8 protein-coding genes and 6 pseudogenes are annotated in these 13,736 nt (G+C 62.4%); 7 read left to right on the top strand and 7 right to left on the bottom strand.

What is annotated here, in order from left to right; genetic code table 11:
- Positions 1 to 108 precede the first annotated feature (108 nt).
- The 3 genes from F0357_RS10580 (at position 109) to F0357_RS10570 (ending at position 4,319) form a co-directional block, all read left to right on the top strand.
- A complete protein-coding gene (locus F0357_RS10580) occupies positions 109 to 1,965 on the top strand; it encodes an ATP-dependent nuclease (protein ID WP_153480908.1) in 1,857 nt (618 codons plus the stop codon).
- Positions 1,962 to 3,686, top strand: a complete 1,725-nt coding sequence (locus F0357_RS10575; protein ID WP_153480899.1) for an ATP-dependent helicase — start codon at positions 1,962 to 1,964, stop codon at positions 3,684 to 3,686. The genes F0357_RS10580 and F0357_RS10575 overlap by 4 nt, the downstream gene beginning before the upstream one ends.
- Before the next feature lie 192 nt (positions 3,687 to 3,878).
- Complete coding sequence (locus F0357_RS10570; protein ID WP_153480892.1) at positions 3,879 to 4,319, top strand: hypothetical protein; 441 nt, start codon at positions 3,879 to 3,881, stop codon at positions 4,317 to 4,319.
- 21 nt (positions 4,320 to 4,340) lie between these two features.
- Here the strand turns inward: F0357_RS10570 and F0357_RS24955 are convergent, their stop codons facing one another.
- Together F0357_RS24955 and F0357_RS24505 are read right to left on the bottom strand one after the other, a co-directional pair.
- Complete coding sequence (locus tag F0357_RS24955; protein ID WP_281350340.1) at positions 4,341 to 4,475, bottom strand: hypothetical protein; 135 nt, start codon at positions 4,473 to 4,475, stop codon at positions 4,341 to 4,343.
- Between the two features lie 160 nt (positions 4,476 to 4,635).
- Positions 4,636 to 4,938 carry a patatin-like phospholipase family protein gene (locus F0357_RS24505; protein WP_312861700.1) on the bottom strand — a complete coding sequence of 101 codons (303 nt, stop codon included), beginning with the start codon at positions 4,936 to 4,938 and terminating at the stop codon, positions 4,636 to 4,638.
- Between the two features lie 35 nt (positions 4,939 to 4,973).
- Between F0357_RS24505 and F0357_RS10560 the strand changes: the two are divergent.
- From F0357_RS10560 to F0357_RS10545, 4 genes and pseudogenes are all read left to right on the top strand, one after another.
- Positions 4,974 to 5,162: pseudogene (locus F0357_RS10560) on the top strand (IS110 family transposase); the annotation flags it as partial.
- A 145-nt stretch (positions 5,163 to 5,307) separates the two neighbouring features.
- Positions 5,308 to 6,555 carry an IS21 family transposase gene (istA, locus tag F0357_RS10555; RefSeq protein WP_312861538.1) on the top strand — a complete coding sequence of 416 codons (1,248 nt, stop codon included), beginning with the start codon at positions 5,308 to 5,310 and terminating at the stop codon, positions 6,553 to 6,555.
- A 68-nt stretch (positions 6,556 to 6,623) separates the two neighbouring features.
- Positions 6,624 to 7,420, top strand: a pseudogene (gene istB / locus F0357_RS10550) (IS21-like element helper ATPase IstB).
- A gap of 61 nt (positions 7,421 to 7,481) precedes the next feature.
- Positions 7,482 to 8,105: pseudogene (locus F0357_RS10545) on the top strand (IS3 family transposase); the annotation flags it as partial.
- 310 nt (positions 8,106 to 8,415) lie between these two features.
- On the opposite strand, the pseudogene F0357_RS24500 reads toward F0357_RS10545, so the two are convergent.
- The 5 genes and pseudogenes from F0357_RS24500 to F0357_RS10520 form a co-directional block, all read right to left on the bottom strand.
- A pseudogene (locus F0357_RS24500) lies at positions 8,416 to 8,760 on the bottom strand (transposase); the annotation flags it as partial.
- A gap of 275 nt (positions 8,761 to 9,035) precedes the next feature.
- The gene (locus F0357_RS10535) at positions 9,036 to 10,736 is read right to left on the bottom strand and encodes a methyl-accepting chemotaxis protein (RefSeq protein ID WP_153480881.1); all 1,701 of its coding nucleotides are present in this window, start codon (positions 10,734 to 10,736) and stop codon (positions 9,036 to 9,038) included.
- 379 nt (positions 10,737 to 11,115) lie between these two features.
- A pseudogene (locus F0357_RS10530) lies at positions 11,116 to 11,550 on the bottom strand (transposase); the annotation flags it as partial.
- A gap of 216 nt (positions 11,551 to 11,766) precedes the next feature.
- Positions 11,767 to 12,419 (bottom strand): annotated as a pseudogene (locus tag F0357_RS10525) (IS5 family transposase); the annotation flags it as partial.
- A gap of 857 nt (positions 12,420 to 13,276) precedes the next feature.
- Entirely contained in the window at positions 13,277 to 13,519 is a 243-nt protein-coding gene (locus F0357_RS10520; RefSeq protein ID WP_153480873.1) for an AbrB/MazE/SpoVT family DNA-binding domain-containing protein, read from the bottom strand.
- Positions 13,520 to 13,736: the final 217 nt, after the last annotated feature.

The following is a 13,736-nucleotide window of genomic DNA, read 5'->3' as shown; positions in this document are numbered from 1 at the left end:
AACCGCCATGGTTTTTTGGTGGATTACGATTGGCGATCGCCTGCGCCTAAGTTCACATGGAATAAAGATTCGAAACACATCGGCGATGTGCGCGGGCGGGAGGAGGACATGTTTCTTCAAAATCTAAATTTAAATAATTTTCGCTCATTCCGCCAGTCAGATATTCCGCTCTCTAAGGATCTGACGATCCTGGTCGGAGAAAACAACGGTGGCAAAAGCAACGCCATCGACGCGATACGGCTCTTGACCGCACCGCTCGGCGGACGACGCGAGCTCTACTGCGAGGCGACGGACATCCGATTTGGAAGCGCGGACAGAAAATTCGAGCTGACCGGCACGTTCACAGAGCTGAATCCGGCACAGCAGGGCAGGATGATTTCGGCCGCCACGGATGCTCAGATTTCGGGCTGTATCTTCGGCCTCAAATATGACGAGAGAACGGGTCATTTCCCGGTTCGGCCGGTATTGTGGGCGGGGCATCAGCGCGGCAGCCCAGAGCCAGGTTGCCACGAGATGGTTCGGCACGTCTATTTACCGCCGCTGCGTGACGCGAAGCGCGCGCTGGCGTCGGGCAACCCGACCCGAATCTACGCGTTACTGAATCACTTCCTCGAAGGAGGGGATCCGGAGGCGCTGGCCAAGGCGCTTCGGCGCGGCGTGGAATCGGAGATCCTCGGCAAAGTCGGCGGCGCCGTGGAGGTGGGACTGAGCGCGTTGACGGCGGGCGTCCGCCGCCAAGTCGCCTCTCTCGGCTTCGCAAATGACGAGAAGCTCATCGACATCGCGCGCGATCTCCGCTTCAAGCTCGCCGATCACGGCGTCGAACCTGAAGACCTCCGCTATTCCGGGCACGGCTACGCGAACCTTCTCTACATGGCGACGATCGCGGTCGAGCTCGAGAAGGTCAATGACGCCGACCTGACGATCTTCCTTGTGGAGGAGCCAGAAGCGCACCTCCACCCCCAGCTTCAGGCTGCGGTGCTCAGCTTTCTCGATGAGCAGGCTGAGAAATCGCGAAAGCCACGCACCGCCCACCAGGGACCAGCGGGCGAGCTGCAGGTAATCGTCGCGACTCATTCGCCGAATCTGTCGGCGTGGGTGGAGAGCAAGAAGCTCGTGTTCTTCCGCTCCTTCCTTCCCGCGCCGGCGGTGGCCGCGCCCGCTCCGGCGCGAGAGGAGCCGCACGCGCTCGCTGGCGTCCCTGCCGAGATCGTGCCGGAAATCGAGCCGAACCCGGTGATACCTTTGGGCGGGTCGCGACGAGAAACGCGCTGCATCCCGCTCGCGGCGCTGGCGCTCGACCCCGTCGAGCGACGCAAGGTCGATCGCTATCTGGACGTGACCAAATCAGCCCTCCTCTTCGGAGGGCGCGTACTTCTTGTGGAGGGTATCGCTGAAGCACTTCTGCTTCCCGTCATAGCAAAGAAGATCGTGCTGAAGGATGAGGCGGATAAGCTTCGCCTGTTTCGCTCCGCGGTTTTCGTTCCGATCGACGGTGTCGATTTTCAGCCCTACGCCAAGCTGCTTCTCTCGCCATTCAACGAGGTCCGGATCGCCGACCGGCTCGTCGTTCTGACCGATGGCGACGGCGGGGAGGTGGCAGAAGACGCGATGACACCCGGCGCCGGACGCAAGCGCGACCTGGAGGCGACGGCCGCGGGGCTCGGCGCAGGCGATCTCCTTGACGTCGTCATCAACGACTACTCGCTGGAGACAGAATTAGTCCGCGAGGGCAACGCGGCGCTGCTCAAGGAGGTCTACGTCAAGCTTCACCCGCGGTCAGCCGACATATGGGATGCAGCAATCGCTCAGGCCGGCGCGGCCCAGGCGAAGGCGATCCAGAAGCTCTTCGAGACCACCCGCAAGGGCGATTTTGCGCAGCTCATCGCCGAGGAAATCAACAACGGCAAGGCTTTCGCGGTGCCGGCCTATCTGAAAGCGGCGATCGAGGCGCTCGTGAAATGATCGCTGCGCCGTTCAAGCCGACGGATGAGCAGCGGCGCGTGATCGATCATCCGGGCTCGGCGTTCATCGCGGCGTGCCCGGGCGCAGGGAAGACCCGCGTCATGGTCGAGCGCGCACGTAAGCTTCTAAGCGGACGGCCGACCGGTCGTGGCATCGCCTTTCTGTCCTTCACCATCGCCGCTGTTTCAGAGCTGGAGGATCGGTTGCGTCGAGAGGGCATCGTCGAGACGCCAGCGTTCCCGCACTTCATCGGGACGTTCGACGCGTTCCTTTGGCAATTCCTCATCGCACCGTTCGGCGTCGATGGCTGCGCTGCAAAACCGAGACTCATCCCAGATAAGGACGAGCGCACGATACAGCCGTTCGCCGGTGCGCAGGCCTTGCCGCTGGAGTGCTTTGACCGTGAGACAGGCGATGCGATCCCTACGATGATCCAGCGTCACGGTTTTCGTGGGAAGATCAAGGCGCACGAGACGGCGGCACGAAACACGCGTGCACGCTTTCTTCAGCGCGGCGAACTCGATTTCGCCGATGCGCGTTCCGTGGCGCTCGCCCGGTTGCGCGATCCGGCATGCGGCGCGGTTCTCGCGCCAGCTTTTGCGGCGCGGTTTCTGGAACTGATCGTCGACGAGGCGCAGGACTGCAATCCGGTCGACCTCGAGATCATCGCATGGTTCCGCGCAGCGGGTGTGCCGGTGAAGGTGATCTGCGACCCGAACCAGGCGATCTACGGTTTTCGAGGCGGCGTCACACGCGAGCTTGGGCAATTCGCAGAGACGTTCGGGGCGGACGAGCGTCTGCCCATGAGCGGAAACTTCCGCTCCAGCGGGCACATCACGAAAGGAGTGGTTGCCTTGCGCGCGCCCGATATGCGCGTCGGGATCGACGAAGCACTGGGAGACTATCGCGAAGAATCGACCGCAATTCAGATCCTGTCCTATTCGGGGAGAGGCGTTCCTTCCACGATCGGTACGAAATTTCAGGAACTCGTAACGGCAATGGGGCTGAAGGCGCGAGATTGTCCGGTCGTTTCGGCGACGCGCCGGACGGGCGCAAACGCGCTTGGACACCCCCAGGATTCCGGCGTGCGCGACCTCAGCTATAGGCTTGCCGTCGCGGTGAGCGATTTTCATTTCTCGTTCGAACTTGGCGGTCGAAAGGAGGCGTTGGTCGCTATACACCGGATCATGCTTGAGCTGGGTGGCCAGATGGGCGGCAGGACCTACCATCAGCATCTCGCGGACGCGGATGTGAGCCCAGATGCGTGGCGGCCCGGAGCACTGGCCCTGGCGCAGGCGCTCCGATTCAGCCCAGAGAGGTTCGCGACGGTTGAGGCGTGGCACGACGAGGCGCGTCGGTTGCTCGCGCCACTTCTGCCGGCTGGTGGCCAGTCCATCAATCAGCGGCTTCGTCGCAATGGCGACCTCGATGAGGCTTTGTCGGTCGCGCCCGCATCGGGCCATACCGCGCGGACGATCCATAGCGTGAAAGGCATGGAGTTTCCCGCGATCTGCGTGGTGATGTCGCCGAGCACCGCCAAGGGCATCGTCGATTTTCTGACGGGGGATGCTGCGGTCGATAACGAGGAAGCGCGCAAGATCTATGTCGGCGCGTCGCGGGCGCAGCGCCTCTTGGTTATTGCCCTGCCGCGGACGCAGGCCCCGCGGCTCAGGGATTTGATGGCGGGGATGGGCGGCGCGGTTGAACTCATCGCGCTCTGACGCCGGGGATTGCTCGGCTACCGGTATGCCTGCGGTCGAGCATTCTTGGGCCATGGCCGTACTGACGCAGGTCGGCTCGCCACTGACCTAAACGACACCTTGACTTTGCGTCCGATCCGGTCGCGCTAAATGGGTGTGAACGAGCAAAGGGCGGAGTGTCCGGTTCGCGATCGATATCTCTAGAAGGTGTACATGGAGCGGCTTACCCTCAATTACGTCTGGAAGCAGAAGCCAATTCCAGTCGTTCTGCGTCGAACGGGACTTGGTGAGAAGCTCCGAGTGCGACTACCGTTTGGCGATGACAATCGGCAATGGCTTCAGAACGGCCGGCGGACGGCACCGGAATGGGTGGGCGGGGCAGACGCCTATTGGGAGTTACCAAAATCCTGGTTCAATGACTTTGTCGATCGGGCGCTGCAGCGCTACGGCAAGGTCTACATCATTCAGCCTTATCGCGAGCAGGAGATCTGCGCACGGGCCTGTCAGGAAGCACAGGGGCACGAATGCCAGTGCTCGTGCATGGGCGCCAATCACGGCATGGGAAATGACGGAAGCTGGTTCGAGGTCTCTGATACCTTCTCGACCCGCTGGGGCGAGCGCGAGCTCGCCTGTCGGTTGCTGACGGCACGGTAGGGGCAAGCGCCCGATAGACGCTTACGTCATCGGGCAACGAATGAACTGCTCGACCGCGCCGTCGAAAAACACCCGCTCGATGTGATGCCCGGCGCCTTCGACGAGACTGCGTGCCACCAGCGGCAGTTCCCGCACCGAGCGCTGCACGTCGTCCATCGCGATTGGCGCATCGCCTTCCCGCACATCGATCCGTGTAACGTTGTTCTTGCCGACCAGAAGATAGGCTTGACCGAGGGCATTACGTGACTGCGCGCGGACGGCGGCATTGAACGAGCGCAGGAACGCCCAATCCGTGATGCCGCCGTTGCGCGTCCGCTCATCGACGGAAAACGTGGACTCCCCCCGTTCCCAGGCTCAGGATGCGCACGCCCTCGCGCGCAATGTCGAAGCAGGCAAGGGCGTCGACCAGGGCATTCATGACCGGATTGTTGGCCCAGATCCCACCATCGATCATGATGTATCCGTCGTCCTCGACACCGGGGTAATAGGACGGGGCCGCCGTCGTGTGGAGGGCCACATGCGCGAGTTTCTTGTGGCGGTCCTTCTGGTAGTCCGTAAGACCGTATGTCCGTTTGGCTGGGCGGCTTGCCCTACACTGTCTGTCGAGGGTTGCTCGGATGGGCCGAGCCGATCTTCCTGGCAGGAGGGCAAGCCGTGGAGCATTCTACAGAAGTTTTTGTCGGCATCGACGTATCCAAGCTGCGCAATGCCATTGCGGTGGCGGATGGGGAGCGTGGAGGCGAGGTTCGGTATCTGGGTGAGGTCGATGCGTCCGAAGAGAGCATGCTGCGTTTCATCAAAAAGCTGGCCACGCGGCATGGGCGCCTTCATTTTTGCTATGAGTGTCGCCACCGGATCAATCCTCCGCAGAAGTGCCGTTTGAATCTTCCCCAGTGTGAGGCTCCGCGCCGGTCTTCCGGGGCGCGCCCCGGAAGACCGGCGGCGCGCTGTCGCTGATGCTACCCGCGATGGTCGCGGGGAGGTGTCGGTGATCAAACTCGGGGAGCTCATGATGATCCTGGATTTGCACCGGCAGGGCTTGTCGGTGTCGGCGATTGCCCGGCAGACCGGCACCGACCGCAAGTACATCGAGCGGGGCCTGGAGGCGCCCGCCTACGGGCCGCGCAAGCCGCGACAGACCGTGCTTGATCCCTTCACCGCCTATCTCAGGGAACGGGTGGCCGCCTATCCGGGCCTGACGGGACAACGTCTCTTCCGGGAGATCAAGGAGCGCGGCTACGACGGTGGCTACACCGCCGTCACCGACTTCCTGCGTGACGTCCGGCCGCCCGTGTCTCCGGGCTACGAGGTCCGTTTCGAGACTGCGCCTGGCGAGCAGGCGCAGGTCGACTTCGCCCAGTTCCACGTCGTCTTCGAAGACGAGCCGGAGACACCCCGCGTCGTCTGGCTGTTCTCCCTGGTCCTCGGCTTCAGCCGACTGATCTTCGCCCGCTTCGTCCATCGCCAGGACCTGCCGACCGTCCTGCGTTGCCACATCGCCGCTTTCGAGGCGATCGGCGGCGTGCCGCAGGAGATCCTCTATGATCGGATGAAGACGGCAGTGACCGGGGCGGATGAGGCCGAGGGCATCGTCTACAACCGGAGCCTCGTCGATCTCGCCCGTCACTACGGCTTCCACCCGCGAGCTTGCAGACCCTACCGGGCGAAGACCAAGGGCAAGGTGGAGAGGCCGTTCCGATACATCCGGGAGGACTTCTTCCTCGCCAGGTCCTTCCGCAACCTCGACGACCTCAACGGCCAGCTCCGGCACTGGCTCGACACCGTCGCCAATCCCCGCCGCCATGCCACCACCCAGCGCGTCGTCAACGAGGCGTTTGCCGAGGAACGCCCGCAACTCCAGCCGCTGCCGCTCGCCCCCTTCCGCTCCGTTCTCCGCCTGGAGCGCCGCATCTCCCGGGAGGGCATGATCAATGTCGCCGGCAACGCCTACAGCGTGCCGGACGCCACCCGCCGCCGCGCCGTCGAGGTCCACGCCCTCGCCGACGAGATCCGCATCTTCGAGGACGGTACGCTGATCGCCGTCCACCCGGTTCTGGAGGGCCGCACCCAGCGGCGTGTCGAGCCCGGTCATCGCCGCACGCCGGAACGGTCGCGGCCGCGAGGCGGCGCCCCTTCGACGCCTGTGCCGTCGGCGCGGGGAGACCGCGTCGCCCAGCGGCCGCTCGCCTTCTACGATGCCGTCGGCCGCGCACTCGCCCGGGAGGGACGCTCGTGAGTGCATCCTCCGCTGCCACGCCTGCCACAGCGCACGACCGGATCCGACACGAGCTCGTCGGCCTCCGGATGCCACGCGCCCTCGAGGCTCTCGATCATGTCGTCCGCCGGCTCGAACAGGGAGAGCTCTCCGCCCTCGAGGCCATCGACATCCTGCTCTGCGAAGAGCTTACGCTGCGCGAGAACAGCCGCATCAAGACCGCCCTCCGGATGGGGCGCCTCGCCACCATCAAGACGATCGCGGGTTTCGACTTCTCTTCCAGCCCTCGCTAGACCGCGATCGTATCCTCGCGCTCGCCGGGCTCGGCTTCATCCAGCGGGCCGAGGTGGTCCACTTCCTCGGACCGCCCGGCACCGGCAAGAGCCACCTCGCCACCGCCCTCGGCGTCGAGGCCATCAAGGCCGGCGTCTACTTCACAGCGCTCGCCGATCTCATCGCCGCGCTCGCCCGCGCCGAGCGGGAGGGGCGGCTTGCTGAGCGCATCCGCTTCTACTGCCGGCCGAGCCTCCTGGTCGTCGACGAGATCGGCTACCTCCCCGTCGTGCCCGGCGGCGACAATCTCCTCTTCCAACTCGTCAACGCCCGATACGAGCGCGGCGCGATGATCCTCACCTCCAACCGCGGCTTCGCAGAATGGGGCGAGGTCTTCGGAGACCCCGTCGTCACCACCGCACTCCCCGACCGCCTTCTCCACCACGCCGTCGTCATTCAGATCGAAGGATCCAGCTACAGGCTCCGCCAGCACGCCGAACTCATGCCCGAACACGTCCGCTCGAAGGCCACCATCTCACCGCCGGGCATCCAGCCGCTGTCGCCCCGGCGCGATCGGTCGCCGAAAAACCCTCATCTCACCGCGGCGTCCTGAGCGGCCGAAATGGGGAATTTTACTTCGGCGCTTCTGGGAAGATTTCAGGCGGCATTGACACCACGTTCTGCCGCGGCAGGAGGGCTACGTCGTGAACCACAAGCGGACCCAGCGATTGTACCGGGAGGAAGGCCTGTCGGTTGGCCGTCGCCGCTGTCGCAAGCGTGCCGTCGGAACTCGTGCGCCGATGGTCGTCGAGGCGCGGCCGGATGCTCGTTGGTCGCTCGACTTCGTGCACGATCAGATGGCATCCGGTCAGCGGTTCTGCGTGCTCAACGTCATCGACGACGTGACCAAGCAGTGCCTCGCGGCCATCCCCGACACATCGATCTCGGGCAAGCGGGCCGCTCGCGAACTGTCGACGCTCATCGCCAAGCACCGCAGGCCGAAGCTCATCGTCAGCGACAACGGGACCGAGTTCACCTCAAACGCCATCCTGTTGTGTGCGAAGCAGATCGGCGTCGAGTCGCACTACATCGCGCCGGGGCGCCCCATGCAGAACGGCATCTGCGAGGCGTTCAACGGCCGCATGCGGGACGAACTCCTAAACGAGACCCTGTTCCGCGACCTCGACCACGCTCGTTCGACGGTCGCCCGTTGGATCGTGGACTACAACGATCACCGCACACATTCCGCCCTCGGCTACCTGACGCCGAGGGCGTTCGCATCGACCTTCACCGCAACGGACGATCGGCTGCGCAATCCCGACCAGCTCCGCCGATCGACCGTTGCTCACCCCGCGCATCAGCGGCAAACTCACCCGAGGATTCTGCCTCAGCTCGATGAGAGAAGGCGCTCACAGCAGAAGCGCGCGGACTGGATCATTACTTCATCTCAGTGCCTCGGAATAATTACAAGATGGTTCTTAAGAGTTGAGGCCGGACGCTAACGAACGCGGCCACGGCTCGCCGCAGTGACAGTTGATATCCAACAGCTCGCTTCCGTCGCACACCCGATCCTATGCTTACAGATATGGAAATTATAGCTAAGCCCGATCATGCTTTATAGTATCCTGCCGCGCTGAAATAGTTGGCGCACTTGGCAGGTGGGAAGAGGTCGAGGATGCGGCCTATGGCATCCTAGAGGCCGTTGACGGTTCGCTCGGACGCCCTTCCCAGGAGCGCCTTAAGCTTGGTGAAGGCGTTCTCGATCGGGTTGAAGTCGGGGCTGTAGAGCGGGAGGTAGCGCAACTCGGCGCCGACTGCCTCGATCATCGCGCCGACCCGTGCGCGTTTTTGGCTGGACAGATTGTCCATGACGACGACATCGCCCGGCCGCAGTTCAGGGGCCAAGACATTGGCGATGTAGGTCTCGAAGGCGTCCCGGCGGCGTTGTCGATCGCGTCATCGGCCGCCAAGCTCCCGGCGACGTCGCCCAGCGGCACGGCGCTCGGACGCTTAGAGACGACGAGATCGAGCTGATCTCGTCCGTTCTGCCGCCCGATGCCTTGACCTTTCGCCGTATCGGACGGCTCTGCGCCTCCGAAGGAGGCCATCGTAGTAACAAAATGCGTTCTGCGCAGGTCACAGGGATAAAAAATGGCCGCCCAACTGAGCCAAAAGTTGGACGGCCACAAGTACGCTAAAATTGAGTAGCTGCAACTCGGCTGATGCCCTTAGCCAGCCCTTAGGTTGCCCACGAAGGCACTCACCGCGCGTTGAAGTTCGTCAGCCTGTTCCGCAAGGGAGCTAGACAGCGTCATGAGCTGGGTCGAAGCTGAGCCAGTCATCTCGGCCGCGCGGCCGACGCCAGCGATGTTGTCGTTGACGGCGCCGGTGCCGTTCGCAGCAAGTTGCGTGTTGGCGGCGATCTCCTGGGTCGCGGTGCCCTGCTCCTCCACCGCCGAAGCGATGGTCGCGGTGGCCGCGCGGATCTGGTTGATGGTGCCGACGATCTTCTCGATCGAGCCTACGGTGCGGCCGGTCGCTTGCTGGATGTCCTCGACCTTGCGAGCGATCTCCTGGGTCGCCCGCGCCGTTTGCTCGGCGAGAGCCTTCACCTCCTGCGCGACGACGGCGAAGCCCTTGCCGGCCTCGCCAGCGCGCGCAGCCTCGATGGTGGCGTTGAGGGCCAGCAGATTCGTCTGCGAGGCAATGTCGGTGATGAGATTGACTACCTCGCCGATCTTCATCGCGGCACCGGAGAGCTCTCGGATTTCGCCCGAAGCGCGTTGGACCTCCTCAGTGGCGTTGACAGCGACATTAGCGGCATGGGTGACCTGGACGCCGATCTCACGGATCGAAGAGGTCATCTCTTCGGTCGAGGCCGCAACGGTCTGGACGTTCGAGGACGCCTCTTCAGCGGCACCAGAGACGGCAATCGCTTGGCGGGAGGTCTCCTCGGCGCTCTGCGAGAGACCGCGGGCGGCGGACGAGACCTCGCCGGACGAGCTGGCAAATGCACGGGCGAGCGCGCCCATCTGCGCCTCGAAATCGTCGGCAATGGCGTTCCGCTCGGCCTTAAGGCGCTCTGCCGCGCGGATTTCCGCCAGGCGCGCTTCCTCGCGCTGACGTTCGGACTCTTCGAGACCCTGGCGGAGGAGCTCGGCGGCTTCGGCCATACGGCCGATTTCGTCCTTGCGGTCTGTGTCGGCGACGGCGATATGGAAGTTGCCTGTCGCGAGAATCCGGAGCGTCTCGCGAATGCGATCGACGGGCCGCACGATACCGAAACGTGTGACGACGACGGCGATACCGAGCACGACGATCAAGCCGCCGATCACGATCGCATAGACCAAATGCACGGCTTGCGCCGCTTCGTCCATCAGATGGGCTGAAAGATCGTCGAGATCCTTCATGCGAACGTTAACTATCTTCGCGACATCAGCGTTGAGAGCTGCCAAGGTCGGCATGCATTGCGTATTCCAATCTTTCGCTATTCGAACACTCTCCTGCGCGTCTGAAGACCGATTGGCTCGATCGATGACTGACTTGCAGGTTCCGCCGACGAAATCATCGAAGCGCTTTAGCATGCCTGTAATTTCGTCCGCGCTACGCGGATCGAGCTGCACAACTTCGCCCAAGCGCTGATGAAACTTGTCCGTCGCTGTCTTTTGCATTGCAACCGCGGCACCGTTGTCAACATCCGACGTTGCGGAAAGTGACTGATATACTGCCAGATTGAACTCCACCACGTAGCGGTTGGCACGGGCCATAGCGACGAGCGCACGCGCCTCACCTGAAAGCGCGCCATTGTACTCCCCATCGATTGTTTTCATCTTCGTTGTGCTGAGCATCGTCCCGGCAACAGAGAAGATTGCAAGAAGCAGCAAAAGCAACACAATCTTAGCGATGAGCGGCAGATTTTTGAACGACATATGTACCCCCAAGCTCGGCCCGATGACGAAAATACACGGGCTGTACACGTTTTCGTTATTGGTTCTAGCTTGTCTGGGGCTTGTGAGAGGCCTTGCGAAATCGCGCATAAGTTGTATAATTAGTTAGTTCGCGCGTATTAGCGTCAATCGGCGTCCACTTTGGCTCTGACTCACTTTTGACGGAATTGAGCATCTGGCTGGTATTGGTTCACCTAGAGAATCAATGCCATGGGTCAAAATTTACGTGTCTAGCAGGCTGTTGAAGAAGTCCTGGGATGGGCGAGTTCCGGGTTCAAGGGCGTGAGCTTTGCCTCGAACCAGAGAGCTTTATGGCTCTGGCAGGTGGCTGCGGTAGCGGCCGGGTGGTTGCTGGATTTGGTCATGGCGTTTGCGCCATGAGCTTGGGCAACCGGACGAGGTTGTAGGCCGCGGCGGCGAAGGTGAAAGCCCATCCGGCCCGATCGACGCCGCGGACCATCGGCAGCTCCAATCCGGCGATGGTCTTGATCCAGCCGAAGCTCTCCTCGATGCGCTTGCGGATCCGCTGACTGGCGGCATAGCCGGCATGCCGCGTCGTGCGGCCGTCGATCGCCAAGCGACCTTTGGTCCGGGTGAGGTTCTGGGCGACGTGCGGTCGCACGTTCATGGAGCGGAGTTCGTTCACGAAGTCGGCTGCGTCGTAGCCTTTGTCGGCGCCGAGGGTAATCGAGCGCGGCCGGTCGGCGTGGGCCTCGATCATGGCCAGTGCGGCGACGCGCTCGGCGTGACCTGACACCCGGGTCACGCAGGCACCGAGCAGAAGCCCGCAACGGTTCGTCCTGTCCGATCCGCGCACCGAAATCCCCTCCAGCGCCGATAACCAGAGTGAATCATGACAACGACGAGCAGGCGAGCAACTTCTTCAACAGCCTGCTAGGCGTGGTCGACACGCCTCAGCCATGATATTCGTTAAGGTCTACGCGTCGGTCGATGCGCGGTTCGTACGTAGGCGCGAACTTGCCGACGTGGATTGGTCGCCGACGGCATCCAAAAACATGCACTCGATGGCGTTTCGGTCTCGGTAGAGCAGGGGCGAGAAGCAGTTTTTCCAGCGCCGGTTGGCCTTGGGCGGGATGTTGGGCGTCGTGCCGTTTTCCTCGACCTGCCGGCGGATGGCGTTGCTATCGTAGCCCTTGTCACCGTGGAGGATGCGGGTGGCCGGCATCTGCTTCAGCAGGATCGACCCGGCCGTGCAATCGGCGACTTGGCCTCTGGTGAGCAGCAAGGCGATGGGCAGGCAGTCGCGAGCCGTCAGCGCGTGGATCTTGGTCGTGCGCCCTCTGCGCGAGCGACCGATGGCTTGGTTGCGCTCCCCCCTTTTCCGCCCGAGGCCGAGCGGTGCGCCTTCACGGCGGAGCTGTCGATAAGTGCCTGGGCCGGAGGGCCGCCAGCGCTCGCCAGGGCATGGAAGAGATCGACCCAAACGCCTTTGGCAGCCCGGCGAACATAACGGTTGCAGAGAGTCTTGCGTGTCCCGTACTCGGGCGGCGCGTCGATCCAGCGCCGGCCCGACTTGAGAACATGGACGATGCCGCTGATCACCCGGCGGTCGTCAACGCGCGGCTTACCACGCGTGTCCGTCGGCGGATGCGGTGCGATCCGCGCGAATTGCGCATCCGTCAGCCAGCAACGATCCCGATTCATCCCCGCTTCCTCCCGGAAGCCGTGAATCACACCGTGCCGCCAATGCCAACCATTTTATGGGTCTAAGCCCTAGCACGCCCGATAAACTCGGGCGACATCCCTTCTATTAGGATTATTGATCCCCCATACCTACCATCGATTTTCGCACCACCCGGGCCCACAGAGGAAGGCACGCACTTGCGGTTCGATTTGCATCGCTATCCTCTGAACACCTGTCGCTCTACGTCGGAGAGAGCGTGACCAGTTACGCCGATCGAGTTACGGTCACCTGACGGATCAGTGCGTAAGCCACCTGAAGACTATGGCTTCGGCTGAATGAGGAAGGTGGCTCACGGCATAGGCGTCAGTCGAGTAGCCTTACGGGCTCAAGCGGTGGCCGCCGATCGATTGGCGTTAGGCCGAGACGATAATGCCAGAAGGACCAGGACTTGGGACGGAGCCCGCCGGCGGGCGCCGACTGTAGGATACGGGCGAGTTCGGGGGTGGGGATGATCGACTCGAGCTCGAGTATGTCGTCCCAAGTAGCGTAATCCATTATGCGCCGTACTACAGAGTCGTAGCGTAGGCCGAAATCTTCCACGACGATATCCCAGCAATATCGAATTGCGAGAGCATGCAAGCGGTCGCAGAGGACTCGCTGCGACACGCCGGAAGTCGGCTCACTAGGCATGTTTACCGTCCTCATTCTGCTCATAGGCGCACTTACGGGCATCCACGCGCGGTCTGAAAAGCGTCCAAGCTCTATTGTATTTCACTAGGCTCGTGCCGAAGAGCACTCGATGGCCAGACTTATTTGTCCGTGAATCGAATTCGAGCCCGTCAACATCACCAGCGTTGACCCACAAGGTTAGGCGAAACTACAGACCCTCCTTGCCTTCGGCACAACCGAAGCTGATTGCATGGTGCAGGTTTTCTGGAGTGATACGATCGAGAAGCTGGTCGATATCGTAGTCGGGTTCACGGATGAGCTCCATGACGACCCGACCGCCCTCGGCGCGGATGTCAACCGTGTCGTCAACACGGAAGTCAGCTGCGCTCATTAACGCCGCAGGTATCCGCACGGCGGCGCTTTTACCCCATTTCTTCACGTCGACGCGCATTGAGGGTCTCCGAGAGCAACAAACAGCAACTCCTTTTATCCTAATCGCTCAATACCTCCAGCACAATATCCCAATGCCCAGCGAGGAATCCGTTACAAACGATAAGCGGTATCGAGAGAAATTTCGTGCGAATAATTTTAAGGCCACTCCATAACCGAAAGGTCTCCTGCATTTTGATTGGAGATTCCTATAATGAGGCCCAGACGGTAGGCAATAT

It is taken from the genome of Segnochrobactrum spirostomi (assembly GCF_009600605.1).
GTDB lineage: Bacteria > Pseudomonadota > Alphaproteobacteria > Rhizobiales > Segnochrobactraceae > Segnochrobactrum > Segnochrobactrum spirostomi.
The sequence above is the reverse complement of the archived record's forward strand: the minus strand, read 5'-3'. Positions and strand labels throughout refer to the sequence as shown.